This is a genomic window from Staphylococcus hominis subsp. hominis (assembly GCF_002901845.1).
GTDB classification, from domain to species: domain Bacteria; phylum Bacillota; class Bacilli; order Staphylococcales; family Staphylococcaceae; genus Staphylococcus; species Staphylococcus hominis.
Window position 1 is genome coordinate 114882 of the sequence record NZ_PPQE01000028.1, and the last position, 25389, is coordinate 140270.

Here is a 25389-nt window from a genome sequence, read left to right on the forward strand (position 1 = left end):
TTTCTTCATCTTCAATCGCTGTGAAATGATGTACTAATCCTTTTACGATCGATATATAATTTTGCGATTTTAAACAATTAGCAACCGTTCGCCAGTCTGATTGTGTAGTGTCATGGTTCATAGATAATCCTCCTTTTATTTCAATGTCCATTTTTGACGTGCTTTAGGATTGAGTGGATGCATGATTTCATTTGTTACTGGATTGATGAGTTTCTTTACTTTCTTTTTATGAGGTTTTAACATTTCCATCACTTGCGCTACACGTTCGACTACAACAGGGCGCTTCGCATAGGCACCATAAGCAAGAATCACTGTTTCACTTTCACTTATCGCTTTCATCAAGTGAATGTCGGTGTGTTCATCGTATGGCTCGTTGATATGTTTGAGATTTTCTGGACTTTTAATATTAGAGAATAGATTTACAAGATATACAGCACCGTATCGTTCTGAATTCGCTAATTGATTAAGAATAAGAACAGTAGTAAGATCGAGTGATAATACGCCATCTAAATGAGGATACATCGTTATCACTGTACAAGTGGGTTTCTTTTCATCCCATGTTTTTTTGAGTAAGTAGCGGTGTTTTTTATCACTGCTAAATATCGCTTCTGTGTGTATGGTACTGTTTATTGTATTCATATATCGTCACTTCCTTTAGTATTCTTCTGGTAAAAGCATCACATAATAAAAAGTGTCTACGTCATCTTCACGAATGACGTAGACTTTCTTAGGTAATGCGTTTTGATTTTTTACATAGTTTGTATAGTGATATTCCAATTTGTATGCGGGTTGTTCTTGTTCATGTGTGATTGAGAGTATATTCTCATCTTCTTGCAGTTTAAAAATGTGTAGGTAATCTGTATGAGGTTGATTGTCCCGTTCTTTTACCATGTTCCAAAGTAAGATTTGAAGGTCTAGAGATAGTTGTTCACTAATGCCTCTTGTGATGTATCGATTGATTTTCATGTTATTTTACCTCATCTTGAATTTCTTTCATGATGATAATCGCTTGGCTAATAATCGTAACAGATATTTGTGCCACTTTAATCCAATTATTCATGATGATTCCCTCCTTGTTTTAGTAAATGACGTTCATCGATAAGCGTGTTTTTAGTGTCTGTGAGGTAGAGAAAGTCCATATCAAAATGATCCAGGTAACCAATACTGATGAGTTGGTTATTAGCATATATTAGAAATGGATAGATACTTAGCTCATGTAGTTCATCGTTATAGTAGGTATAAGTTTCAAGTGTAAGATGCGCAAGTGGAGTATGGTCTACAAAGCGAGTAGGAAGTATATTTTCTGCTACTTCTTCTAACGCTTCACATTCCCATGTTTCATTGTTAGATAGTTGGAATAGACGAGTTATATATTGTTTGAGTTCTTGAGTGGTTGTTTTCATATCATTGCCTCCTAGATAGTGTTAGCGATGTATTTCATATACATCACTGAGATAATATATATTTGATTTATCATTTATTACGAATCCCGGTGGGAATAAGAGAAAATCCCATATGAAAAACTGCTACAAACATTGATATGACAAGAAAATCCCGTTATCCCGCTCATTTGTTGGGAAATATAGCTATATATTTATATATCATTTGGATTTGGTGGTGTTATTACGACTTACTTTTTCTTTTTATATTATTTATTTATAAATAATAACGGGATTTTGGGATTACGCTTGCGTAATCCTTCTCCTACATGAAGTTAGCCAATCCCGTTACTATCCCACTTATATTTTGTTTTGGGATGTTCTTTCGTCATATCAATATAAGCTTCACATTGAGCCATGATTTGTTAGCGTGTTGAATATATTTGTTAGATGAGTGTTATTGAATGACGAAAGGACAGTACATAGATATTATATTTGAAAGTAGAGTGTTTGAGGCAAAAACAAAGACGAAGTGCTGAGGAGCACTTCGTCTAGATTGTTATTATTAAAAAGTTGTTTAATAATTTCATTATTGAGCTTGAGAGTGACATAGAATTGTTTTTTATGATTCTCGTCTTTACGAATATCAATACGGTCAATAACCGTTAGGTACAAAGCTTTGAGCTGTGATTTATCCATGAATTCTATATTTTGAAATATTCGTTGTAATAGGGCAGCGATTTGTTTCGTATCATAAGATGGTTTCTCTTGATTTTGTTGGTGCTTGAGCTGATTCATTTGATTTGTAATGTCATTGAGTTGTGTTTCATATTGATGAATGGTTGGTTTGAGTGCAGATGTTAAGTCTGGATTGTCTTCGATGGTTTGAACTAGATTTTTAAGTTTAGTGTTAATTTCATCAAATTGTTGTTGTTTATAAGCGATATCATGATTGAGCGCAGCTACATCGACTTGATTTTCTTGATTAACACGTTCGACAACTTGTTTGATAACTTTATCACTTTTGACTATTTCGAGTATTTGATCCATAACATACTTTTCGATAACATCAGCTCTAACACTATTGGCTGAACATACCTTTGATCCTTTGTTACGAAAGTTACTACATGAATAATACCGAATGCGTTTTTTAGTACCGTCTTTGAGTGTGTTGGTTGTATTTGAAGCTGCATATGCTGCACCACATTTTTCGCAGACAATTATTCCAGTTAACAGATTTGTCCCTTTACCATGTACCTGTGGCTTTTTGCTTACTTGCTTCTTACGTGCTTGCACTTTATCCCATAAATCTTGACTAATAATAGGCGTGTGTTTACCTTCAGCGATTACTGGCTTATCGTTTAATCCTTTACGTCGTTTATCATTCCAATCTTTGTATTTTGCGAATTGAATTTTACCAATATAGAATGGGTTTGAGAGAATATAAGTAACAGCTGAAATACTAAATGGATTACCCTTCTTAGTGACATAACCTTTATGATTGAGTGCATTGGCAATTTTACGATAGCCATGACCTTTAGCGTAAGATTCAAAGATATACTTCACAATATTGGCTTCATGTTGATTAATCATTAATTCTTTTTTATTATCAGGTATGTTATTATATCCTAATGGAAGATTGCCTTGATAATAGCCCTCTAAAGCTCTTTGACGTTGTCCAGTGTAAATGTTCTCTAAAATTGTATTTCTTTCAAATTCGGAAAAACTTGCAAGTATCTGGAGCATTAACTTGCCTGTTGAATTTTTGACTTCCATGCGTTCAGACAAGCTAAAAAATTCAACATTTTGGCGATGAAGTTCTTCGACGATTGTAAGTAAATCGGAAGTATTACGTGCCAAACGATTTGTTTTATAAACCATAACACAGTCTAATTTTCCATTTTTAGCATCATTTAACATGCGCTGTAATTCAGGACGGTTCATAGATTTTCCTGATATACCCCGATCTGCATATATATCAACGAGTTCATAGCCATTAAATTGGCAATATTGCTCTATTTGTGTAATTTGTCCCTCGATGCTATAACCCTCTACTTGTCTCTCTGTGGATACGCGAATGTAGCCTCCTACAAGCTTTTTCTTCATTTTATCCATTATAATCCATCCTTTCTTTAATTATACAATTGATAATTCCATAGTCTGCTTTACAATATTCAGTGGTTCATTTTTGAAATAGATGCCAGCGAGGCTTTTATTTTTAGAAATATTAATTTCATCAATATAGGGGTACAACATGTTTAGCGTGAAACGTTGTTGAATGATGTTTTGGAAAGCTTTTCGAATTTGATACGTACTGATTGATGATATAGGTTTTGATTGCTGACGTAATGATTGCGTTTGTTCTCTGAACGTTTCTGCATCAATTTTGCCTTGGGCTAATTTTTCTATCAGCTGCTCGTGATTGAGTGTAGTTTTAGTTTCTATATCTCTTTGTCTTTTGAGTCGTTGTTGAATAGTATGGTTTATTTTTGAATAGAGCTGTTGATTTTGAAAGAAGTCCTGACAAGTCGCTAAAACACTTGTTTCTAATTCTTGTGCGTTGATCCCTTTGAATTCACAGACAAAACGAGATGCATTCATATTTTGAGGACAAACATAATAACGTAATGTATGGTGCTTTTTTCTAATGGTCATATTAGTTAGTGTTGAATCACAATAAGGACATTTGATTTTTTGTTTGAGTTGGTTTTCTGACGGCTTACGTTTTACTGGTTTCTGAGTTCGGGTAACTTGAGCTTCTTCGTATATCGTTGTACTGACAATAGCTGGGAACATGTTTTCATATTGTCCGTATTGATTGATAACACGGCCACAGTAATTAGGGTTAAGGATAATATTACGCACTTGATAGGGCTTACGATTAATGAATTTATCATCAGCTTCTAAGTATTGCGCAATTTTTTTATAACCATAACCTTGAAGGTAATAATTGAACACAGCTTTTACTGTTGGTGCTTTTACTGTGTCTATCGTGAAAGTACCATTATGATAGTGATACCCAAAGGGTGCATGTGTTGTAATCATTTTACCTTGTTTCGCTTTTTCTTTGATTCCATTTTTGACTTGTTCGCCTATATTATCAGATTCTAGTTCGGCCAAGCTGATGAAAATATTGAGTTTGAGCCGATCGAATGCTTTATCCATATCAAAATAGCCATCATGAACGCTTAAGATATGGACATGGTATTTTTGACACAATTTCATGAGTTTTAATGCATTTTTAAGATTGCGATGAAGTCGGTTTAATCTGTAACAACATAATACATCACATTGTCCTTGTTGAATCAGTTCAGTAATTTGTTGGTAACCGTTCCGCTTATCAGTGCGTCCTGATTGCTTATCGCTATAAAAGGTAATGTATTGAATATTATGTTTTTTGGCTAATGCCTCGATGGTTTGTTTTTGTGCTGCTAAGGATTGTTGCTTTGTAGTGCTCTGTCGTAAGTAACCTATTGCTTGTTTCATCGTATTTCCTCCTTCCAAAGTGATAATATATATTTATGAACGAATTTATAGATGAGCCCAACACCTGCTGGTGTTGGGCGTTATTATTAGTCATCAGCATGATTAATTTCTTCAACAACTAAATCAGCTAGTAATTCAATCAATTCATCCATTTTATTCACTCCTGTACGATTTCATCTTTAAGTTATTAAAAATCAATTAAATCATCATTCTGTTTTTTCCATGATTCAAGTATCTTTTTGTTATCCAAGTTAATTTCAGCTTTAATAGGTTCAGCATCTTTAGTTAGACCAAAAATAGACGCATATTCTGAATCTAGCTTTAAATGGTAAAAGACAAGTGACTGTTTTTTGCCATTGCCATCTTTGACTGTTCTTTTTGTTGTAATTCGATCATGGTCAGATTCGATAAATCCTTTATCCCTTAGTGCATTAACAACATTATTAACATCTTGGAAGTGATGCTCTAACAACATATTTTTAAATACAGACGCAATGATTTTGACTTCGATATGATTATCTTTTAAGGCAATTAGTCCATAGTTCTCGAACATATTCTTTAACGCTGTATCATCAGAAAATTTACCACGGTTTTGTGCTACAAATTGAGTAATGACTTCGATCGCTTTATCTGCCAGTGATCGTTCAGAGACTGTATGAGCATGATAATCAATAAAGTAGTCTCTGATTTTAGCGATATCAATATCTGTAGCTAAAACACGACCTAATATTTTCGCAGATGTTGTAATGACTGCATAACGCTTAAACATACGAATACCTGTATTGTTTGTTTCACTGTTCAATTTAGCTTCAAACCAATCTACTTCCTTGTAAAACCATTGAATAACTTCATCTTCACGATTTATAAGGTATTGAGCTACTAACGGTAAAACATGACCATGGTTTAGTGCCACAGCTTTTTTGATATTGTCAGCATTGGTCGCATTTGTAGTAAATTGTTCATTAATCTCGATGGTTCTTACACGTAATCCATCGTTTTGAGCAGAATCAGTAAAGATACTGTATTCAGAGGTTGAAATCACAGAAGTGCCCCAATTCTTAGGCGTTTTAACTTCTCCGTGTACATTGGAACGTTGACGCCCTTGACCTTCAGCGATAGAGTACAATAACCCCGTTGTATCTTTAAAAGTTGCTGATGAGAGTTCATCAAATACAATAGGTATACCAAAATTGTTACTCAAGTAACTTTCAAGTGCATTACGTGTGGCATTCCAACCTCGAAAAAGTGTTTGATTACCTTTAGTTGGATTTCCAGCGACGGATACTGCTAAAGCTGCTGCTGTTGATTTACCAGTTGATGACTGGCCTGTAAAACTAAAGATAATTCCTGCAAATTCGATTTCACGTTTGTACTTCAGAAAGCTTGTCACTAAGGCAGAAATTCCAAATACGACCGCTAACTCTAGAAGAAGATGACCTTTGACTTCGTTAATATACATATTTAACCAATCTTTAAATGTACCTTTAGGCTCTAATGGATAAGCACTATCGACAATAGGATCTAAAGATGATAATTGATCATATTGTTTAGATGTATAAATGGTATCTATCATTACAATATAACCGTGGGGTGTTTCTATAATGCCCGAGCCATCATATAAATCAGAAGTGGGCAGTTCATCGCGCATTAATTGTAGTGCATAGCTCAAATCTTTTATATAATTTTCATTGATACTGTGACCATATTTAATCAAGGAAGGTAACTTTCGAGCTGTTAAAATATCAGATTCAAATGTATGTTCTTTATCTTTACCGTTAGAAATAATTATCTTTTCTGTATTTTCTGAGGCATGCCAAAATTTAGCTTCAACAGCGATACAACTAGACATAGTCACCACTTTTTTCTCATCTCCATCTTTTTTAGGTAGAATAGTTTTATGCCAACCCATTGTATCTAAATGGTATAGGCCTAGTCTAAAAATGTCATGATGACTCATTAGCGAACACCTCCTTTCGAAGGGTTGTTATCATTTAGTGGATTAGGTCCGACTTTCATATATACTAAATGACCATTGGTATTTTTACCGATAATAATAAATGGAACACGTGGCGCATGTTTAACAAAATATGCGAACCAACGTCCAACATTTTGTTGTACAGCTTTTGAGCATTGTACATTTGCACGACGGTTCAAGTCATGGAAAGTAAATTTCCCCCCCACTGGTACATTGAATGAAATACCTAAAATTCTATTTTTCAATTTTGTAAAATCGTCTTCTTGTTTGTAAGACATTTGAATTCCTCCTAATAATTAATAAGAATAGGAAAATCAAAGGTGCGCACAATTAATTTTCTTAAAGTTATTTTAGCCAATAAGTAATCATTTTAAAGCTTGTAAAAATATGTTAGAAATTCCGTACTAAACTGAGAAAGTTTTTTGTTGACAAAATAAAAGCGCTGATTTTACAGCGCTTTAAATAGAAGTTAATTTGAAGTTATATAAAAGTAGTCAGAAGGAGGATTATCATTGTCATTATAATGGTTTAGTGCTTTATTGATTTCATTTACTAACTTATCATGATGTTCTTTTGTTATTTTTTTGGAGTATTTGAGTTCTTTGTCTTCTAAGTCTTCTGGAGGCACCAAATCACTATTTAAGATTAATGATAAGAGCATATTTTTAGGTACTGAAGCTTTAGTGTCTCGATGAGTAATATATTTTGCTAGTGGAAAATGAATGGCAGTTTTATCATTTTGAATAAGGTAGCTAGTTTGATTTGTTTCGATACTTTCAGCAAGTTTTGCATTTATCTCCATATCTAATTCATCTAACTCATCTAAGTAATATTCTAATAGTGAAATACGATCGTTGTTAGTTATACCAGTGGCTGTAAGAATCTCTATAATTTTAGATTTAATACCAATTTCGATGTTTGAATCAATTAAGAAATAAAGATAATATACTGTCATTGCATGAGCATAATCTTGCTGATCGGTAATTTCATTTTTTATAAAGTAATAAAGATTTTCATTAATTTTGTTTATATATTTTAAGTCCTTTTTATTAACGCCATATTTTAAAAAATGAATATATTCAGGGTTGTTCAGTAATATATCATGTAAAACGGATTTACTTTCAGATTTAAATGCATAAGACTTTCCAATTTTAAAGTTTTCAGAATCAATACCTAGTGCAAGACAAAATTTTTTGAAATTTGCTGAAAAGTTATTTTTAGTTGGAATAAATAAATCATGATCTTCCCATTTTTTAGGTTTATTTTCGTCATTTTTATGATTGGTGTAATAAATACGTTCTACTTCAAGTTTAATTATATCATTAAGAATCAATGGGTAATTCTCCTTGTTACGAGTGTTACTATCCCTGTTTAATTTTTCATATGATTGATTTGCATAGTTCATTACTTCCTTTACATTTTTTGAATCGATATCCTCAATAATTGATTGCAATTCACGGCCCCAATCCTGGTTCATCAAATCACTCATTTCCAATTTTTTAATAATTATACTTTAACACGCTCAGAGATTTAAGGGAACATATGTTCCTTTGTGATATAATATAAGAACACTAGTTCTATACAATGTTTATTGTTGTAAGCATAACTATAACTATTCAATTAATCGAGTAATTATCTAGTTATATAAAGGTGCTAGAAAATATACTTAATAATAAACGTGTAATTTAGTGAAAAGTTTATAAACTATTGCTTAATAGTAATATCGCAAAGATATATCCATTGTATAGCACATAGTTTTATTAGATTAGAGGATTACAATAAAAGTGAAAAATGAGTTATTATTGTAATAATGCAGATTAAATAGGGAGTTGATTTATTAATGAAAAAAATATTTATTTCATACGCCTGGGATGAAATTGAAGATGAAAAAGTTATTAAGTTAGCGGAGATGTTAGAAGATTACAAAGAATTCGAAGTAAGTTTTGATAAATGGGATATAAACAAAGGACAGGAAGTACCTCTTTTTATGGAGCGTGGAATTCAGCAATCTGATTTTGTACTAATTATTTGTAGTGAGCGCTATAAAGTGAATGCAGATAAAAGGCGTGGTGGAAGCGGGTATGAAGCAAGATTAATGTCTGACGAAGTTTTAAGAAACGAAGATAAAGATCGATTTATTCCTATAATTTTAAATGAAAAAGATAAGAAAAATATACCAAATTTTCTAAAAAGTAAGCTATGGACAGAATTATATCATGATGAACAATCTATGGAATATAATAATCAACTTGATGATTTATTGGCAACAATTATAGGACATGACAAGAAACCCAAATCAAAAAGTAAAAGCGTTTATGATCGTTTAGATAATACGAATATATCAAATATAATTAGTAGTGATATTAAAATCTTAGGAATAAAGCAAGAAGAAGTAACGCTTCCGAAATTAGATGGTACAAGAGGATCAGCGTTATATAGTATTCCATTTCTATTAAATCAAATACCGAATCAAGAGTGGTGCGAAATTTTTATACACAAATGGAATAACCCTAGAGTTTATTCTACAATGCATAGATTTGGAAAGGCAAAAGTTGTTGGAAATAGAATAATATTGGATGGAACTACAATTGAAGAAGTGAAAAAATATCATAGAGACACTTTAGTTATGTGTGTTGATGATGCGAATGAAGAGTATAAAAAAATAGAGGAAAAGAAATTGGAGTTGGAACAAATTGAAAAAAATCAAAAAAATCAATTTAAAAAAGCAATAAATAAAAAAATTCAAGATATTGAGTTTTGAAACTCCAGGATATTGCAAAATCAAAGGTTAAAATTAATAAATAGTATATCCAATTTTTATTAGTTATTAAGCATTTGGAGGTATGTAAATGAAAGTTGCTTTTTCAGCTACAGGTTTTTGGAGAATTAATAATAAAGGAAAAGAATTAAATGGGGACTTATATTTAAATGAAGAAGAAGGTGGTATTGTATTATATATTCGTATACCTAATAAGGGGCGAATAATGAGTTATTTAGAATTCCCTCTTGAAATACCTTTTATTACTGGTTCTACAATTAATGGAGCCAAAATGACAATTGTCAATTGTTCAAGAATAAGTACTACTAGTAGAATGGGAACCGAAGAAGTATATGGATATAGTGCTGATTTTTTGTTTAATGGTATGAACTTTAATGATAAAGAAGATATTAAATTTTCTAAAATGACTGTAAGTATACCAAATATTATTCAATGGGGGGATACTTCAAATTATGTAAGGCCTGAATTAGAAACTAATGCTACTTCTTTAATAGATTTAAATATCGTAGAACCTATTGAAATATACTCTAATAAAAATTAGAGCGTATCCTATTATTTGAATTTTAGTAACCCATTTGAACTAATGAAGGAGGAAATAGTTTTAAAGCAAACTCCTCATCTTATAATCGAAGTTCAAACAACTAAAACGATTGAATGGTTTATGAAAATATCCAATCAGATGAGACGACTTATAGAGATAGCTATAGGTATTCCTTTAAGTTATGGGTCGATGATTGTGGAAACTCCCAAATTTTTCTATGAATTGGAAAATGGTAAGAAGTATAGTCGACCATTGAAAGTTATTCATAGCTATAAACATACTATGCACAATGGAAATAGTGCTAAGCGTTTAACAAAACATGATTATCTTTTTAGTCTAAGTGAGCTTAAGAAAGGAAATTTCTCACAGTGGCAAGAAGTATCAACTATAATGGAACCTATAATTGAACTTTATATTGATAGTTTATATAACCAGAATTTATCGATTAGCCGACATTTTTTGAATATGGTACAAGCATTAGAGACCTATCATTCTCGAAGAATAGCTTTTTCTCTTAAAGATTATAAGAAAAGAGTAGAAAAATTATTAGAATTAAGGCCTGAATCTTTTCGCGAAAAAGATAAGAAGTTTTTATTGGATGGTTGTAGAAAGTTCATTACATTAAGAAGTCGTATTGCGGATTTATTACTAGCTAACTATGAGTTTTATTTTTATATTGGAGATTTTGAATTACAAAAGTTTCCAAGTTTAATTGCTGATACGAGAAATTATTACACCCATTATAATCCAAAACAAAAAGATAAAGCTCTCAAAGGTGAAGAATTAAGTAATGCTTTCCACATACTACGTAATATATTAGAATTTTATTTATTACAAGAATTAGGGTTTGGAGAGGATTTTGTTCATGAAAGAATAAGAGAAAGGATAAAATCAATTGCGAATAATATTAGTTTAAAAAATGCTGATAGAGAAAATATTCAATAGCAATAAGTATTCAATTAATTGATTATAAATTTTTCATTTCACTTTAGCCAACATAATGTTAAAAAATATTTTAAATAAACTGACATATAAAGATAATTTGACATTCATATCTTGCTTTTTTAAAACCGCATCACTACCCGATAAGCAGAATACAGCAATAAATAAAAAAGGTATGTACTGTGTAAAATGTTTATTAAATTATATAAATTTATATATATATATAAATATTTTTTAAATAGATATTTATTCAATAATATAAAAAGGACTATAAGCTATATCTAAATACTTATAGTCCTTTTTCATTAGCATAAATATATAATTATTAAGAAAGTTGTATATCTTTGTAACCTTCGTTTACATTAATAATATTGTGATAACCTTTGTGTTCTAAAATACCAATAGCTATAGAACTTCTAATGCCAGATTGACAGTGTACATAAATATCATCATTTTTATTGAAAGGTAAATCTGTGTCTAAAAGTTTGCCGTGTGGTACATGAACCGCTTGAGATAAGTGGCCATTATTCCATTCATTATCATTACGTACATCTAAAACATGTGCTTCATGACCAGTTATGTCTTTACTATGAACAGATTGTGTTTGAATTTGAGCTTGTGGTAACTGATATCCAGACACATTATCATATCCAATAAGTTGTAAAGTATGTGTTGCTTTTGAAACAAGGTGATAGTCTCCAATCAAGTTAATTTCTTGATCATAGTTTAGATACCAGCCAATTTGATTGATGAAATTTTTATCATATGGAATATTGATTGTACCTTCAATATGTCCACCATGATAAGCTTCCTTACTGCGGAGATCAAAAGTTAATCTGTTTGTATTTGTAGCTGGATAAACCGTATAAGGTTGATATAAATTCATACCGAATTGATTAATTTTTTTCATTTGTGCAAAATGATGTGGTGGTGCAGGTTGGTCAGAAATGAGTTTATCGATAAAGGTAGCTTCATTATTTTCAGAAAAAGCCCAGTTCGTTTGTTTTTCATAGCCAAGCGTAGATGTTGGAATAGCACCTAAAGATTTACCACAAGGACTACCAGCGCCATGACCAGGCCAAATTTGAATGTAGTCTGGCAAGTCTTTAATACTTTCAATCGATTTAAACATTTGTTTTGCGCCTATTTCAGATGATCCTTCTACTTTAACCGCTTTTTCTAGTAAATCAGGTCTACCGATATCTCCTACAAAAATAAAATCACCACTGAATAGTCCCATTGGAACTTGTGCTCCAGCACCTTCGTCAGTAAGTAAAAAACTTATACTTTCTGGCGTGTGACCCGGTGTATGAAGCACTTTTAATTTTATATTTCCTACATAAATATCGTCATTATGTTGAACAAAATGAGTGTGGTTAGGCATATTTTTATAACCTAATGTGTCATCACTTTCACCCGATACATAAATATTAGCATTTAACTTTATAGCAACATCTCTAATTCCTGAAGCAAAATCTGCATGTATATGTGTTTCAGCTGCATGAGTAATGGTTAAACCCTCTTCATCGGCAACTCGAATATATGAAGATAAGTCACGAATAGGATCAATAATCATGGCTTCTCCAGTTTTTTGACACCCGATTAAATAAGATGCTTGAGATAAATGTTTATCATAAAATTGTTTAAAAAACATAATATCATTCCTTTCTAATTATATAAATAAATTGTGATTAGCTTGTTCTGTATATCCAATATATGCACCTACGCCACCGTATTCTACATCATCGCGTAGTTCTTCTTTTGTAATGCCCATCACATCCATGCTCATTGTACAAGCAATAAGTTTAACACCTTGTTCAACTGCTTGATTGATAAGAGAAGGTAAATCATCGACATTTTTCTTTTTCATGACATAACGCATCATTAAATTTCCTAAACCAAACATATTCATTTTAGAAATAGGCATGTTAATTGGTGAATTTGGAAGCATGAAGTCAAAAAGTTTTGAGATACCTTTTTTCTTAATGCGTTGATTTTGAATTTTTTTAAGTGCATTTAAGCCCCAAAATGTGCAAAAAATGGTTACATCTCTACCTGCGGCTTTAGCACCATTAGCAATAATCATTGCTGCAACTGCTTTATCTAGCTCACCGCTAAATAAAACAATCGTTGTTCCATTTTTCGTGTGCGTCACTTCTATATTTTTATTTTCTTCTTTTTGAATAATAGCGCGAATTTCATTACCAGAATCATTGAGTCTAACAAGTGTGTGTCCAGTTTGTTTGATCCAACTTTTAATATCATTTAAAAACCCGTGATCAGTCACAACAACTTCTATTTGATCACCAATAGCGATGTTTTTGATTTCTTTACTAATATTAACAATAGGTCCTGGACATTGTAGATTACTATAATTAAACGTCTTACGATTGTCTTTGATTTGAATTTCTTTATCTTCTGTTACTTTAGATAAATTATCATTATGATGTTGTTGTTCGTATGCGGTATAACCTCCGTCTAAATTCACCACATCGTATCCACGTTGTGCAAGAAATTGACTGGCTTTTCTACTTCGATTACCACTTTTACAATAGATATAGTAAGTTTTATTTTTGCTTTGTTTAAAAGTCTCTATATTTTCAACTGAATGTAATAAAGCATTTTTAATGTGTCCTAATTCAAATTCTTCAGGCTGTCGAACGTCAATTAATTGACCCTTAGAACCCAATTCTTCTAATTCCTTTTTAGTGAAATCATTAATGTGTTTCGTTTCATATTGTGACATAATTACCTCCTTTTAAATACCTATAGGGGTATATTATAACGAATTAGATAGTTTGTCAAATACCTATGGGGGTATTTGACAAAATAAAATTTAATCAATATGATGTAATTATTAAAAATGAATGTGGAGTGAAATATATTGGAATATAATAAAAAGATGATTAATCGTATTCATCGCATACAAGGACAGCTTAATGGAGTCATTAAAATGATGGAGGAAGAAAAAAATTGTAAAAACGTCATTAGTCAATTAAGTGCCTCTAAAAGTTCTATTCAACGGTTAATGGGTATTATCATTAGTGAAAACTTAGTAGAATGCGTCAAAATGTCTGAAGAAAATAGTGAAGATTCTCAGGCACTAATTAATGAAGCAGTTGAATTATTGGTAAAAAGTAAATGATAAGTATAACAACAATTATAGTAATGTTAGTTATTGGTATCTTAGGAGGGTTTATTTCTGGATTAGTCGGTATAGGGGGAGCCATTGTTATTTACCCAACTCTCTTATTATTACCACCATTATTTGGTTTACCTACTTATAGTGCTTATATTGCTTCAGGATTAACTTCAAGTCAGGTGTTTTTTAGTACATTGAGTGGATCTTTAAACGCATATAAAAATAAAAATTTTTCTAGAACGCTTATACTTAATATGGGAAGTGGAATGGTAATAGGTAGTATGCTAGGTGCAATCTTAGCGAATTTAATAAATGTTCAGTTTGTTAATACGGTTTATATTATTATTGCATTACTAGCTCTTATTCTAATGTTTATAAAAGTTACACCATCTACTAGTCATATTAAGTTTAATCGTCTACTTTTAATTACAATAGGTGGTATCATCGGTTTGGTATCTGGTATTGTAGGAGCTGGTGGCGCATTTATTATTATTCCAGTACTACTTGTTATATTTAAATTACCAATGAACATGGTAGTTACAAATAGTATTGTAATTGCATTCATTTCTTCTATTGGAGCATTTATGATTAAATTATTACAGGGTTATATTCCTATCAATAGTGCAATACCGTTAATTTTAGGTAGTATACTATTTACGCCTCTAGGTATGAAAATGGGTCAGAAAATACCTGACTATATTCAAAAAACGATAATATGTATTTTAATCGTCGTTGCAATTATTAAGTTGATATTTTAAAAACATGGGGGTGGGACAACATTCATTTTGAACTTGATTGAATATATAGTATATTTAATAAAATGCAGCTATTGTGGCGTAGAATTTAAGAATTAAAAAATGATTAATATAGTTTGAAAAGACTGAATATAAATACTAGAAAAATAGCCAGTAAATGAGTTTATTATGAATTCATTTCTTGACTCTTTCAAATAATACTATGAGAAAAATGGTGCAAAACTTATGGTGGGGTGCAGGTTATAATATTGTTGCTGTACCTTTAGCAGCTGGTATTTTAGCATTTATCGGCTTGATTTTATCACCTGCAATAGGTGCTATTTTAATGTCACTAAGTACGGTTATTGTTGCAATTAATGCCTTTACATTAAAATTAAAATAAAAGATAGGAGTTTTATTATGATTAAAAAATTATTTTTTATGATATTAGGATCATTACTAATATTATCAGCTTGCTCCAATAATGATGAAAAAGATAAAGACACTAATGACCAAAAAAGTGAGAGCCATATGAAGCATAATGATGAAAGTAAAGTTCCAGAAGATATGACATCGACTAATGAGGGTGAATTTAAAGTGGGAGATAAAGTAACGATTACAGCAGGGCATATGCCAGGGATGAAAGGCGCAGAAGCTACTGTAAAAGGTGCGTATAAAACATATGCCTATGTTGTAAGTTATAAACCCACAAATGGAAATGAAAAAGTAAACAATCATAAATGGATCGTAAACGAAGAGATTAAAGATGCACCTAAAGATGGATTTAGTAAGGGCGATACTGTTAAATTAGAAGCAAATCATATGTCTGGCATGAAAGGTGCTACAGCCAATATAGATAACGTGAAAAAGACTACTGTTTACGTGGTTGATTACAAATCCAAAGATAATGGTAAAATCATTAAAAATCATAAATGGATGACAGGAAATGAACTGAAAGCACGCTAAAAATCTAGTTCTAAATTGAGAAATAAATAGATATAAAAATTAAAAAGAAGTCTTAGAAGAATAACATTTATCAAAAAACGCTTAATAGACGTGAAGAATATCGTCTATTAAGCGTTTTATATTAATATTTTATCAGTACATTGCATTTTTCTACGCCAAACAAGGTAGTTAAATGATACTAGTCTTAATTTTTCACAACATACTATTCGCAATCATAATACGCAAATATCTTCTCGTAAACTATAAATGATGACCTTTAAATTATTCGTCGTGTTTAAGCACGCGAGTCATTTCTTCAATTTTGCCGGCATGTAATGGAACATGGAAGGCATTTAGTACTAATAATTCATTGAGTGTTTGGCAACCAGCAACGGGTTCGTTAAGTTCTTGTGATAATTGTTCATCCGTTAGTTTGCGCGCACGTTCAGGAAGTGTTTTTAAGTTTTCTTTAATCGTTTCGATTGCTGGAACATCTTGTCCTTCCCAGTTAGCAGGGCTAGATCCGTAACCAAATAGTTTAGTATATTTAGCGACGTCTACGGCATTTTGACCACCTATTGATAAAGCAGAATCGAAAATCGTTAAAACATGTCCAAATTGCCAATGTAACGTATTTGGAAAAACATCATTTTCTTTATCTAATACGTGTTCAACGTTCCAATTATCATAAACAGATAGTAGGTGATTTACACCTATATCAATTACATCGTAAACTGTTTTATCATTCATTTAAGTTTCCTCCTATATTTAAAAAGTGTAGTACTAAAAATTTACCCGTTAAAAATTACTCACAAACACTATGATTAGAAGTGCTAGTTTTATTTACTGTACAGCACGAATGGAGGTAAAGAGAATTAAGACTAGACAAGTATCGAAGCTGTATTATTGAAAAAAGCTTAACATAAGCGTATTTTCAACTCAGTCATCGACTGCTAACATATTAAAAATGCCCAAGACATTTAATGATGTCTCAGGCTTTTTTATCTATTTGTTCAATAAGTTACGTATATATTTTTTATTTATATAGTCATTATTGTGGTTTTAAAATGACTTTAATATTGTTATCTTTTTTCTGATCGAAAATATCATAAGCTTGTTTTGCTTCTTCTAAAGGCATGGTATGCGTTATAATTTCTGTTGGATCAAACACTTCATTTTTAATCATTTCATATAATTTTGGCATTTGATGAATAACTGGCGCTTGACCACTTTTTACTTGAACATCTCTATTAAAAATTAAATCTATTGGAAAATTATCTGCAGGTGTAGCATAAATACCAGTTAATTGAATAGTACCAAATTTTCTTACTGCTTCTGCTGCTGTAATAATTGGACTAATATTACCGCGTTGTGCTGAGTTTGAACTAATCTCTAAATCATCTTGAGCAACTTGTCCATCCATTCCCACACAATCTATCACAACATCTGCACCGCCACGTGTAGTTTCACGAAGTAATTTTCCAATATTATCTTCTTTAGAAAAATTATACACTTCAGCACCATTGAATTTTTTCGCATGGTTTAATCTATGCTCCACATTATCAATGGCAATCACACGTTCAGCGCCTTTTAATTTAGCAAATTTTTGTGCCATTAAACCGATTGGACCACAACCTAGAACAATAACAGTATCACCAGATTTTACGCCCGCATGTTCTACACTCCAATAAGCTGTTGGGACAACATCAGATAAAAATAATACTTGTTCGTCTTTCAAATCGCTATCTGGAACTTTGAAAGAAGAGAAGTCAGCAAATGGAACTCTTAAATACTCTGCTTGTCCTCCCCAATGGTTCCCGTGCATGGCACCAAAACCGAAAAGTCCACCATTGTCCATTTTCCAATTTGCAGGGGATGGATTAGAGTTGTCGCATTGAGATTCCATATGGTTATTACAATAGAAGCAGTCACCACAACCGATGTTAAAAGGTATAACCACTCTATCACCTTTTTTTAAAGTCTTAACGTCTTTTCCTACTTCTTCTACAATTCCCATTGGCTCATGTCCAATAACAAAACCAGGATCCATAAATAAATCGCCTTGATGATAAAGATGTAAATCAGAACCACATATACCTGAAGCGGTTATTTTAATAATGGCATCTGTGGATTCTTCTATCGTTGGATCGTTCACTTCACGAACTTCCATATTTTTATGACCTTGATAAGTAACTGCTTTCATTAATATCGCCCTCCTCCTGTCAATCTACCCCTTGTAACACATTATAAACTCTGAAGAGTCATATATTATTTTTAGATGATGTAGATATGTTCGAATCAGAGGCTACTTTAGTAGAAAGGATATAGACGCATCGATGCTACATTCATTTATGGAAATGAAGAAAAAGTAGAGGAAGGTCTTGTAACAACAAGACTTAAACGTGAAGACGTATTTATCACAACTAGACGATGTTAGACGAGACAATGTGGAAAAAATATCATTAATCATTAGACAATTTTGGTTTAGATTATTTGGAGTTATATTGAGTACACTAACCAGATACAAATGAGGTGGTAATGATTGACACATGAAAAGGGAGGAAAGATTGATATTAATCAGACAAAGTTAAAATATTGGAGTAAGTCACTTTAATAGAGAAGTTTTGCTTTAGAAATTTACATGATGATGAGCAATACTATTGAAGAAGATAAAAAAAGAGATTATACCATCCGTATAATCCCCGTAGATACATAATATATAATTGAACTCCCAATTCATACATAGTCTTTCCCCTAAGGCCATTATGTGACTATTCTTTTTATTTGTCTATGTTCAAATATATTAATAAAAAAAATGAGTATGACGTTTATATAAACGTGTACATGGTTTTTACACGATCTGCCTAGTTAGACTATGAGAAATGAAATACCTAATCAAGACCATACGCAAATTTGATTTTATATAGTTCATGGTCACTTAAATGAAATTCATTAGTATGGAATACATATTTGCCAAATATATTTTTAGCCTCTTTAGGTGAGATAATATATTCATTTTTTAATTTTTCTAACTCTTGAGCTACACTTGTTGCAAAATTATATTGATCATCACGTGTGTGATAATCATTAAAACCATTTTCTGATTGTTTTATTAAGTTTTCTATTTGAGTTGAATCCTTATTATTTCTTGATAATCTAGATTTTCTAAGTCTTTCTAACGTTTTCATCGCTTTAGCGTATTTATCTTCGATTGCTTTTACTCTATTTAATGTTTTTAATGAGGCTCTATTTGGTATAACGTGACGTGATGAATCATAAGCATATTTATCTTCAATTGCTTTTAAAGTGTCATTAAATTTATCTGTAGCTTGATTTTCATTGTTTTGACTTGCTCTATTTAATTCACTATATGCATTTTGTATCTCTAATTGCTTGGCGACTTCTTTTAAATATTGTGTTAATTCATTCATCTAGACAAACTCCTTTATTTATTTAATTTTCTTTATTGAACATTTTCTTCATTTGTATATATATATCACTTAATACATATAATAAAACATTATGATTTAATTATAAATTATTTAACAAGATATAATTATTTAGTATTAAGACTATTATATATATTAAATGTAAAAAAACGATAACAATCAATATTAAATATTGTAAAAAGTATAGTTGGAATCTATAACTGATGAACTGTTTATCTTAAATAGTGAGAGAAAGACTAACAGAAACTTAATATAATAGTTAAGTAATAAAAAATGCCCACATCTCATGGGCATTTTTGTGATTACATTGTACTGATATCAATAACAAAACGATATTTAACTTTAGATGCCAACACTCTTTCGTAAGCATCATCAATATCATCTGCTGTAATTAATTCAATTTGTGGGGCGATATGATGTTCAGAACAGAAATCTAACATGTCTTGAGTTTCTTTAATACCACCGATAGCAGATCCAGCAAATGAACGACGATGACCAATTAAATTAAATACTTGTAAGGATACAGGCTCAGCTGGGGCACCAACATTAACGAGTGTACCATCTAAGGCTAATAATTTAAGATAGTCATCTATGTCTAATTTTGCACTTACAGTATTAATAATTAAGTCAAATGAACCAGCAAGTTCTTTAAATGTTGATTCGTCACTTGTTGCATAATAAGCTGAAGCACCAAATTTTAAACCATCTTCTTTTTTATTTAACGTACGTGATAATACAGTCACGTTAGCGCCCATTGCATGTGCAATTTGAACTGCCATATGTCCAAGACCACCCATACCAATGATTGCTACATTCTTTTTACCTTCATAGGCTTTCCAATGATTTAAAGGTGAGTAAGTTGTAATCCCCGCACACAGTAAAGGAGCAGCAACCTCTAAACTGATATTGTCAGGAATACGTAATACGAAATCTTCTTGGACAACAATATGTGTTGAGTAACCGCCTTGTGTTTTCTCACCATATTTGTCAGTACTTGCATAAGTACCTACATTTCCATTTAAACAGTATTGTTCTTCGTCATTTTTACAGTTTTCACATTCACCACAAGAATCCACCATACATCCAACACCTACACGGTCGCCAACTTTATATTTAGTGACGTCAGGACCGACCTCTTTAACAATACCTGCAATTTCATGACCTGGTACGAGTGGATAATCGACAGGGCCCCATTCTTCTCGAGCAGTATGGATATCAGAGTGACAGATACCTGCATATTTAATCTCTATTAATACATCATGTTTATCTAAATCACGACGTTTAATTTCAGTAGCGAAAAATTCAGAATCTGGGCCATTTACAGCTCTTGCTTTTACATTCATCATAGTCATTTCCCCTTATACATATAAGATAGAATATACGCGTTTGTATGATTCTTCATATTGACAATAGAGACTTAGATTAATTAAGTCAACACATTGAACTCAATATGTATAGTACAAGGTGATTTTAAACTAATCGTTGTGAGGCATGTTTCAATGACTTCATATTAGAAAGGAAAATAAAAACAGATAAATAGACTTTTAATAAAAATGTAATTATATTGATAACATGTTGAGGGACATCCAAGAGACAGCTCTGATAAATATAGAAGTGGAGGAACAAACGATGAACATTGGTATTATTGGGGCAACAGGTAAATTAGGAACTAAAGTATTAAATGAAGCACAACAACGTGGACATGAAGTCACTGCGATTGTAAGAAATGTTGCTAAATTAGATGCTGATAAAGATGTTAAAGTGATTGAAAAAGATGTATTTGATTTAACTTCAGACGATATTAAAGATTTAGACGTGGTAGTCAATGCATTTGGCGCGCCATTAGGTGAAGAAGAAGTGCACGTTGAAGTAGGACGCATATTGATTAACATATTAAAAGATGTAGATACAAGAGCCATTATTGTAGGGGGGCTGGCAGTCTATTTGCAGATGATGCGCATACTATACGTGTTATGGATACACCAGATTTCCCGGAAATAGTGAAACCAACAGCTAAAGGATCAAGTCGTAACTTACAAGACTTACAACATGTTGAAGGAATTACTTGGACCTTTATTAGTCCATCAGCGGAATTTGACTTTGAAGGTAAACGTACAGGCACCTATACGTTAGGAAAAGATCAATTATTATTTAATAGTAAAGGTAATAGTTATATCAGTTATGCAGATTTTGCTATTGCTATAGTAGATGAAGCTGAAAATAAAGCGCATATTAATGAACGTTTCACAGTTGTTGGTGAAGAAGAATAATAGTGACTCTAGATGCCCTTTAGGAGAAATAATTAAAAAGGCCAATCTAAATTAAAAGTAATTAGCCAAAATATAATGGTAGCCATAAAAACATTAAATGAACTGTTTAAAGAATGTCCTCCTATGTATCTACATGATGGTATTTAGGAGGATATTTTAGTGTGAGACTACATTATTTTGTTTTTTAATAATAGATTCATAACTCATTAATTATATAAAAGTAGGGTATTAAATATAGGAAGACTTTAAAGGAGAGAATTATGATTAATATTAAAAAAGTTACAAGAATTGTATTACCTTTAGCAGGTGGAATGGTTATTGGGAGATTAACAGCTAAAGCTCAAAATGATTATAAACATTATGAAAAACCACCTTTTTCACCTCCAGCTAAAGTATTTCCAATTGTATGGCCACTACTTTATACCTCAATGGGAGTAGCTTATCAATTATCATATGCGCATGCAGCTCATAAAAGAGAGAAACAGTCTATAACACGTGCTCATTATGCACAATTAGGATTGAATTATGCGTGGACGATACTTTATTTCAATTTAAAACTGAGAAAGACATCTTTAATTGAAAGTTATGTATTACTTGCAGCTGGAAATATTACTGCACATCGTTTTTATGCATCTAATAAGTATGCTGGTTTATTAATGTTGCCTTATGTCATTTGGTTAAGTTACGCAAGTTATTTAAATGGAGGTAATTTAATCTTAAATGAAGATCAACCAGGTTATACTAGGGATTAACACTGAGTGATATGTATGACAGATTATATAGTAGGATATATTAAGTGACAGTAGGAGATTAATTTTAAGTATTATTCTTTTATAAATTATGTAAAAAAAAGCACAAGCATGTATATATAAATGCTTGTGCTAAAATTTATGTTTAAACAGGGACAACATTTGTTGCTTGTTCGCCACGTTGACCTTCAGTGATGTCAAACTCTACTTTTTGACCTTCTTCTAAAGTTTTATATCCATCAGTAGCGATACCTGAAAAGTGAACAAACACATCGTCACCGTCTTCTCTTTCGATAAATCCAAACCCTTTTTCTGCGTTAAACCATTTAACTGTACCGTTATTCATATAGAATACCTCCAAGTGCTTTTGCACATCATATTTGTAACAAATTCATAAATTAAAAGAGAATATTCTATAAAAATATACTACAATCCAAAATACGAGCTTTTATTACGTGAAACCAACTATACACCTTTTGAATGAATAAGTACAGCATTATTTTGAAATTTAGCATAATTTCTTTTGGAATTATAAAAATACATAGATAACAAGACTAAGATTTATAATTTATTAAGATCGTTATTTTACATATATCGAAATAAATATATGTAAAATGAATGCTACGGTGGCGAAACATCTAAGATTTTAATTACTTTTTAATATATCCTAAATTGCCACCAACAGTTTCATAAAAATCAAAACGCATGCCTGATTTGATAACTGAGCCATTTAAATCTTTATCTAAAACTGTAAGAGCTAATTTTCCATCAGGTAAATTCTTTGTTGTAAATTGAACAGTATATTCTCCAGGTTTAAAACGATGTTTCTTAATATCTAATACGATGAATTGAGTTGGATCTTTTCGATGTTTTACTTCTAGATACTTTAACTCAGAGTTTTTAGAAAGTATTTTTAAGAACACCTTATCATTCTCTTGAGAGATTTTTAGTAATGTAGGATGCATTCTTTTTTTGTAATGTGTTCCTTTAAACGAATAGTAATATATATCGTTTTTCTCATGAAGCGGCTTATCATCTTTTTTAAGATAGAATTTAACAAAACTGATAATGTCTTCTTTATTCCCCTCACGTATTAGTTTGATGGCTTGTCGGTTTAAATCATCATCTGCATAGTCTAAAGCATCGAAATGTTCATCTACCATATGAATGATATTTTGAAAAATAGGAAGTAACTCATTTATGTTTTTAATAAAGCCTTTTTTATAGAATTTAGCTTCTAAAACATCTTTATTAATAATACGATATAGTAAATTAGGCATTAATTTATTATTTTTATACTTATTCATTAAGTGACGATAGGCTTCACCTTGCCATTTCATACGATTAATATGTGTTGATTTTTCTGATTTTACTAAAGAAATATTATCGTCGTAACGGTTAGCACAATAAACCACATCTTGTGTTGTACTAATACGTTTAGTATTGAAAAAGACTTCTGCGAAAAATTGTAAATCTTCTCCAAAAATCATTTCTGGAAATTGAATATGATTCTTTTTAATGACGCTAGCTTTAATCATACGACCAGCAGGTGCTAAATGATAAAATGATTTTCTAAAGTGTTTTAAATCTACTTTATTATATGCAATTTTAGATAGAGCAACGCCACTTCTAGCTATGCGATCACTATGCACATATTTCGTTAAGCCTGTAGCATAGTCTGTCTTGTTTGTTTTTAAAAGTGTATATAACTTTTCTAGAGCATCTTCAGGTAACCAATCATCACCGTCTATAAACATGATGTACTTTCCCTTACTTAAATCAATAGATAAATTTCGTGGTTTCGCAGGTGTACCCGAATTTTGATCTAATTGAATAAATTTGTAATTAGAAAAACTGTCTATTTTTTTAGAAACAATATCAACGGTTTGGTCAGTAGAACAGTCATCCACCACGATTAATTCAAAATCTCTCATATCCATCGATTGTTTTAAGACACTATCTAATGTTTTATTAATAAATTTTTCTTTGTTATACGTACTAATTAATACACTTACTTTAGGCCTATGATTGATTTCTTTACTCTTTATAACCTTCATTTTTATACTCCTTTAATTAGTAATCTTTTTGATAATCTAATGTATTTTAAAAAGTAGTTAAAATACAAATAATAATCTAATTATATTTAATATAATCAATTTTTTCTATCGTTATTTATTGTAATAATCTAATTATAGATTATGTTATATATTTTGTTTTTAAGTATTAATATATCTATTATCATCACAATAATCTTTAATTATCTATAAAAATACCTAAATTAGGTAATTATGATATATATGAGATTGGAAAATAAAATGAACTCTGATTTATTTATAGGAAATGCGAGCGTTCCCAAAGAAATTCAAAAATGTTATAATTATAGTTGAAAACGATTCCAACAAATTGTTATTTGATATAGCTATTTAATTATTGAATTAAATGACTATATCAAGTAATAAATAGGAGAGATAGAAATGAAAGATACAGATCAAATACATACTAAAAATACTGAAGAACAAGGTATTACACTACCCTATTTAAAAAAAGCAGTTATTTTTTCTATTACATTTGGTTTCTTCGGAGTAAACATGGCATTTGCACTTCAATCAGCAATGATGGGAAGAATATTTCAAACGCTCGGCGCCGACCCTAATAATTTAGGTTGGTTTTTTATTTTGCCGCCATTAGCAGGAATGATTGTACAACCACTTATTGGATACTATTCTGATAGAACTTGGACTAGATTTGGACGTCGGATGCCATATCTTTTAATTGCTGGTCCAATCGGAGCGATTGTATTAGTCCTATTACCTAATGCAGGTTCGTTTGGATTTGGATATGCATCACTTATGGCTTTGTCATTTGGTGCAATTATGACGTTACTTATGGATTTAACTTCAAATGCGTGTATGCAGCCCTATAAAATGATTATTGGAGATATGGTAAACGAAAAACAAAGAGATATGGCCTGGTCATGGCAACAAATCTTCTCAAATTT

The 25389-nt window shown here is 31.2% G+C and carries 22 protein-coding genes and 4 pseudogenes; 10 read left to right on the forward strand and 16 right to left on the reverse strand.

Features of this window, described 5'->3' with window-relative positions; all coding sequences use genetic code 11:
• Positions 1-135: 135 nt before the first annotated feature.
• From CD034_RS07755 to CD034_RS07790, 8 genes are all read right to left on the reverse strand, one after another.
• Positions 136-639: a DUF1643 domain-containing protein gene (locus CD034_RS07755; protein ID WP_103288262.1), complete on the reverse strand. Its 504-nt coding sequence runs from the start codon at positions 637-639 to the stop codon at positions 136-138.
• A gap of 15 nt (positions 640-654) precedes the next feature.
• Positions 655-966: a DUF960 family protein gene (locus CD034_RS07760; protein ID WP_032603510.1), complete on the reverse strand. Its 312-nt coding sequence runs from the start codon at positions 964-966 to the stop codon at positions 655-657.
• A gap of 86 nt (positions 967-1052) precedes the next feature.
• Positions 1053-1403, reverse strand: a complete 351-nt coding sequence (locus CD034_RS07765; protein ID WP_002486173.1) for an SAUGI family uracil-DNA glycosylase inhibitor — start codon at positions 1401-1403, stop codon at positions 1053-1055.
• A 465-nt stretch (positions 1404-1868) separates the two neighbouring features.
• Positions 1869-3494, reverse strand: coding sequence for a cassette chromosome recombinase CcrB (gene ccrB, locus CD034_RS07770; protein WP_002486185.1), 1626 nt, complete (start codon positions 3492-3494; stop codon positions 1869-1871).
• Positions 3495-3515: 21 nt separating this feature from the next.
• On the reverse strand, positions 3516-4865 hold the full coding sequence (gene ccrA / locus CD034_RS07775) for a cassette chromosome recombinase CcrA (RefSeq protein ID WP_002486190.1): 1350 nt from the start codon (positions 4863-4865) through the stop codon (positions 3516-3518).
• Between the two features lie 187 nt (positions 4866-5052).
• Positions 5053-6822, reverse strand: coding sequence for a cassette chromosome replicative helicase (gene cch1, locus CD034_RS07780; RefSeq protein ID WP_048761008.1), 1770 nt, complete (start codon positions 6820-6822; stop codon positions 5053-5055).
• Positions 6822-7118: a cassette chromosome ssDNA-binding protein gene (ssb, locus tag CD034_RS07785; RefSeq protein WP_087437103.1), complete on the reverse strand. Its 297-nt coding sequence runs from the start codon at positions 7116-7118 to the stop codon at positions 6822-6824. Before ssb ends, cch1 begins: the two co-directional genes overlap by 1 nt.
• 191 nt (positions 7119-7309) lie before the next feature.
• A complete protein-coding gene (locus CD034_RS07790; protein WP_370444850.1) occupies positions 7310-8335 on the reverse strand; it encodes a hypothetical protein in 1026 nt (341 codons plus the stop codon).
• A gap of 345 nt (positions 8336-8680) precedes the next feature.
• Between CD034_RS07790 and CD034_RS11445 the strand changes: the two genes are divergently transcribed.
• The 3 genes and pseudogenes from CD034_RS11445 (at position 8681) to CD034_RS11570 (ending at position 11105) form a co-directional block, all read left to right on the forward strand.
• A complete protein-coding gene (locus CD034_RS11445) occupies positions 8681-9601 on the forward strand; it encodes an SEFIR domain-containing protein (RefSeq protein ID WP_242412914.1) in 921 nt (306 codons plus the stop codon).
• An 88-nt stretch (positions 9602-9689) separates the two neighbouring features.
• Positions 9690-10502, forward strand: a pseudogene (locus CD034_RS11565) (ApeA N-terminal domain 1-containing protein); the annotation flags it as partial.
• Positions 10503-10625: 123 nt separating this feature from the next.
• A complete protein-coding gene (locus CD034_RS11570) occupies positions 10626-11105 on the forward strand; it encodes a HEPN domain-containing protein (protein WP_338061944.1) in 480 nt (159 codons plus the stop codon).
• 322 nt (positions 11106-11427) lie between these two features.
• Here CD034_RS11570 and cstB read toward each other — a convergent pair whose 3' ends face one another.
• Together cstB and CD034_RS07815 are read right to left on the reverse strand one after the other, a co-directional pair.
• Positions 11428-12756 carry a persulfide dioxygenase-sulfurtransferase CstB gene (cstB, locus tag CD034_RS07810; protein ID WP_064658473.1) on the reverse strand — a complete coding sequence of 443 codons (1329 nt, stop codon included), beginning with the start codon at positions 12754-12756 and terminating at the stop codon, positions 11428-11430.
• A gap of 18 nt (positions 12757-12774) precedes the next feature.
• The gene (locus CD034_RS07815; protein WP_103288263.1) at positions 12775-13848 is read right to left on the reverse strand and encodes a DsrE/DsrF/DrsH-like family protein; all 1074 of its coding nucleotides are present in this window, start codon (positions 13846-13848) and stop codon (positions 12775-12777) included.
• Between the two features lie 138 nt (positions 13849-13986).
• Here CD034_RS07815 and cstR point away from each other — a divergent pair, with 138 nt between their 5' ends.
• From cstR to CD034_RS07835, 4 genes and pseudogenes are all read left to right on the forward strand, one after another.
• Complete coding sequence (gene cstR / locus CD034_RS07820) at positions 13987-14247, forward strand: persulfide-sensing transcriptional repressor CstR (protein WP_103288264.1); 261 nt, start codon at positions 13987-13989, stop codon at positions 14245-14247.
• Complete coding sequence (locus CD034_RS07825; RefSeq protein ID WP_103288265.1) at positions 14244-15002, forward strand: sulfite exporter TauE/SafE family protein; 759 nt, start codon at positions 14244-14246, stop codon at positions 15000-15002. Before cstR ends, CD034_RS07825 begins: the two co-directional genes overlap by 4 nt.
• 169 nt (positions 15003-15171) lie before the next feature.
• Positions 15172-15381: pseudogene (locus CD034_RS07830) on the forward strand (heavy metal translocating P-type ATPase); the annotation flags it as partial.
• A 17-nt stretch (positions 15382-15398) separates the two neighbouring features.
• A complete protein-coding gene (locus CD034_RS07835; RefSeq protein WP_172457904.1) occupies positions 15399-15944 on the forward strand; it encodes a YdhK family protein in 546 nt (181 codons plus the stop codon).
• A 261-nt stretch (positions 15945-16205) separates the two neighbouring features.
• Here the strand turns inward: CD034_RS07835 and CD034_RS07840 are convergent, their stop codons facing one another.
• From CD034_RS07840 to CD034_RS07855, 4 genes are all read right to left on the reverse strand, one after another.
• The gene (locus tag CD034_RS07840) at positions 16206-16673 is read right to left on the reverse strand and encodes a bacillithiol transferase BstA (protein ID WP_002454598.1); all 468 of its coding nucleotides are present in this window, start codon (positions 16671-16673) and stop codon (positions 16206-16208) included.
• Positions 16674-16974: 301 nt separating this feature from the next.
• Positions 16975-18126, reverse strand: a complete 1152-nt coding sequence (locus CD034_RS07845; RefSeq protein WP_103288266.1) for a zinc-dependent alcohol dehydrogenase — start codon at positions 18124-18126, stop codon at positions 16975-16977.
• Between the two features lie 688 nt (positions 18127-18814).
• The gene (locus tag CD034_RS07850) at positions 18815-19354 is read right to left on the reverse strand and encodes a hypothetical protein (RefSeq protein WP_002488461.1); all 540 of its coding nucleotides are present in this window, start codon (positions 19352-19354) and stop codon (positions 18815-18817) included.
• A gap of 320 nt (positions 19355-19674) precedes the next feature.
• Entirely contained in the window at positions 19675-20718 is a 1044-nt protein-coding gene (locus CD034_RS07855) for an NAD(P)-dependent alcohol dehydrogenase (RefSeq protein ID WP_019835012.1), read from the reverse strand.
• Between the two features lie 283 nt (positions 20719-21001).
• Between CD034_RS07855 and CD034_RS07860 the strand changes: the two are divergent.
• Together CD034_RS07860 and CD034_RS07865 are read left to right on the forward strand one after the other, a co-directional pair.
• Positions 21002-21642, forward strand: a pseudogene (locus CD034_RS07860) (NAD(P)-dependent oxidoreductase).
• A gap of 260 nt (positions 21643-21902) precedes the next feature.
• Positions 21903-22394, forward strand: coding sequence for a TspO/MBR family protein (locus CD034_RS07865; protein ID WP_054105688.1), 492 nt, complete (start codon positions 21903-21905; stop codon positions 22392-22394).
• A gap of 142 nt (positions 22395-22536) precedes the next feature.
• Here CD034_RS07865 and CD034_RS07870 read toward each other — a convergent pair whose 3' ends face one another.
• Together CD034_RS07870 and CD034_RS07875 are read right to left on the reverse strand one after the other, a co-directional pair.
• Positions 22537-22737, reverse strand: coding sequence for a cold-shock protein (locus tag CD034_RS07870; RefSeq protein WP_017174716.1), 201 nt, complete (start codon positions 22735-22737; stop codon positions 22537-22539).
• 304 nt (positions 22738-23041) lie between these two features.
• Positions 23042-24448 carry a glycosyltransferase family 2 protein gene (locus CD034_RS07875; RefSeq protein ID WP_103288267.1) on the reverse strand — a complete coding sequence of 469 codons (1407 nt, stop codon included), beginning with the start codon at positions 24446-24448 and terminating at the stop codon, positions 23042-23044.
• Positions 24449-24865: 417 nt separating this feature from the next.
• On the opposite strand from CD034_RS07875, the pseudogene CD034_RS11450 reads away from it, so the two are divergent.
• Positions 24866-25389 (forward strand): annotated as a pseudogene (locus tag CD034_RS11450) (MFS transporter); the annotation flags it as partial.

Excerpts from the sequence above, each read along its gene's own strand:
- CD034_RS07755 (WP_103288262.1), bottom strand. The coding sequence starts at position 639 with ATGAATACAATAAACAGTACCATACACACAGAAGCGATATTTAGCAGT.
- CD034_RS07760 (WP_032603510.1), bottom strand. The coding sequence starts at position 966 with ATGAAAATCAATCGATACATCACAAGAGGCATTAGTGAACAACTATCT.
- CD034_RS07765 (WP_002486173.1), bottom strand. The coding sequence starts at position 1,403 with ATGAAAACAACCACTCAAGAACTCAAACAATATATAACTCGTCTATTC.
- ccrB (WP_002486185.1), bottom strand. The coding sequence starts at position 3,494 with ATGGATAAAATGAAGAAAAAGCTTGTAGGAGGCTACATTCGCGTATCC.
- ccrA (WP_002486190.1), bottom strand. The coding sequence starts at position 4,865 with ATGAAACAAGCAATAGGTTACTTACGACAGAGCACTACAAAGCAACAA.
- cch1 (WP_048761008.1), bottom strand. The coding sequence starts at position 6,822 with ATGAGTCATCATGACATTTTTAGACTAGGCCTATACCATTTAGATACA.
- ssb (WP_087437103.1), bottom strand. The coding sequence starts at position 7,118 with ATGTCTTACAAACAAGAAGACGATTTTACAAAATTGAAAAATAGAATT.
- CD034_RS11445 (WP_242412914.1), top strand. The coding sequence starts at position 8,681 with ATGAAAAAAATATTTATTTCATACGCCTGGGATGAAATTGAAGATGAA.
- CD034_RS11570 (WP_338061944.1), top strand. The coding sequence starts at position 10,626 with ATGGTACAAGCATTAGAGACCTATCATTCTCGAAGAATAGCTTTTTCT.
- cstB (WP_064658473.1), bottom strand. The coding sequence starts at position 12,756 with ATGTTTTTTAAACAATTTTATGATAAACATTTATCTCAAGCATCTTAT.
- CD034_RS07815 (WP_103288263.1), bottom strand. The coding sequence starts at position 13,848 with ATGTCACAATATGAAACGAAACACATTAATGATTTCACTAAAAAGGAA.
- CD034_RS07825 (WP_103288265.1), top strand. The coding sequence starts at position 14,244 with ATGATAAGTATAACAACAATTATAGTAATGTTAGTTATTGGTATCTTA.
- CD034_RS07835 (WP_172457904.1), top strand. The coding sequence starts at position 15,399 with ATGATTAAAAAATTATTTTTTATGATATTAGGATCATTACTAATATTA.
- CD034_RS07840 (WP_002454598.1), bottom strand. The coding sequence starts at position 16,673 with ATGAATGATAAAACAGTTTACGATGTAATTGATATAGGTGTAAATCAC.
- CD034_RS07845 (WP_103288266.1), bottom strand. The coding sequence starts at position 18,126 with ATGAAAGCAGTTACTTATCAAGGTCATAAAAATATGGAAGTTCGTGAA.
- CD034_RS07850 (WP_002488461.1), bottom strand. The coding sequence starts at position 19,354 with ATGAATGAATTAACACAATATTTAAAAGAAGTCGCCAAGCAATTAGAG.
- CD034_RS07855 (WP_019835012.1), bottom strand. The coding sequence starts at position 20,718 with ATGATGAATGTAAAAGCAAGAGCTGTAAATGGCCCAGATTCTGAATTT.
- CD034_RS07865 (WP_054105688.1), top strand. The coding sequence starts at position 21,903 with ATGATTAATATTAAAAAAGTTACAAGAATTGTATTACCTTTAGCAGGT.
- CD034_RS07870 (WP_017174716.1), bottom strand. The coding sequence starts at position 22,737 with ATGAATAACGGTACAGTTAAATGGTTTAACGCAGAAAAAGGGTTTGGA.
- CD034_RS07875 (WP_103288267.1), bottom strand. The coding sequence starts at position 24,448 with ATGAAGGTTATAAAGAGTAAAGAAATCAATCATAGGCCTAAAGTAAGT.